Origin of the sequence: Microbacterium sp. B19, assembly GCF_000333395.1 — a bacterium.
In the GTDB taxonomy this organism is placed as follows: Bacteria; Actinomycetota; Actinomycetes; order Actinomycetales; family Microbacteriaceae; genus Microbacterium.
Genome location: NZ_BADA01000414.1, coordinates 1 through 820 on the forward strand (window position 1 = coordinate 1; position 820 = coordinate 820).

2 protein-coding genes are annotated in these 820 nt (G+C 65.7%); both read left to right on the plus strand.

What is annotated here, in order from left to right; all coding sequences use genetic code 11:
• On the plus strand, positions 1-459 hold a 459-nt coding region (locus tag I5G_RS14695), incomplete at its 5' end, for a carbohydrate ABC transporter permease (protein WP_022879730.1).
• A gap of 117 nt (positions 460-576) precedes the next feature.
• A partial coding sequence (locus tag I5G_RS14700) for a threonine/serine exporter family protein (protein WP_026095958.1) occupies positions 577-820 on the plus strand: 244 nt, incomplete at its 3' end.

The following is an 820-nucleotide window of genomic DNA, read 5'->3' on the forward strand; positions in this document are numbered from 1 at the left end:
TACTTCGGGCTCATGGTGACGCTGAAGCTCTACAACACCTACCCGGGCCTGATCCTCACCTACATGGTGTTCACTCTGCCCTACGCGATCATCATGATGACCGGCTACTTCAACACCCTCCCGAAGGAGCTCGACGAAGCCGTCCGGGTCGACGGTGCGGGATCGTTCACCGCCCTCTGGCGGGTGCTCGTTCCGATCTCCATCCCCGGGATCGTGTCGGTCGGCATCTACACGTTCATGATCGCGTGGAACGAGTTCCTGTTCGCGCTGACCCTCACGCGCACCATCGACATGCGCACGGTGCCCATCGGCATCCAGCTGCTCATGGGCCAGCACTCGTACGAGTGGAACCAGATCATGGCGATGAGCATCCTCGGCTCGATCCCGGTGCTCGTCCTCTTCCTCTTCTTCCAGCGCTTCTTCATCAGCGGCCTGACGGCCGGCTCGGTGAAGAGCTGACTCTCGACCCCCACCCCGACAAGGAGAAATCCGTGCTCTACACCGGCAAGTCCATCCTCGGTCGCGATCTCCAACGGCGCCGGGGCGCGGATCGTCCTCGTCAGCGCCGGGCTCAGCGTGGTCGCGTGGGTCGGCTACACGGGCGCTTCGGCCGTGGGATTCGAGGTCGCCGCGGCCAGCGGCGTGGGGGCGTTCCTCGGCAGCTTCATCGGCATGGTGGTCGCGTACCGCCTGCATGTGCCGTCCGTGGCCGTCACCACCGCCGCGATCCTGCCGATGGTCCCCGGCGCCGCGGTCTTCCGCGGGCTGCTCGGCATCGTGGAGTCCGGCGACGACGCGGCCGTGCTGATGACCGGTGTCA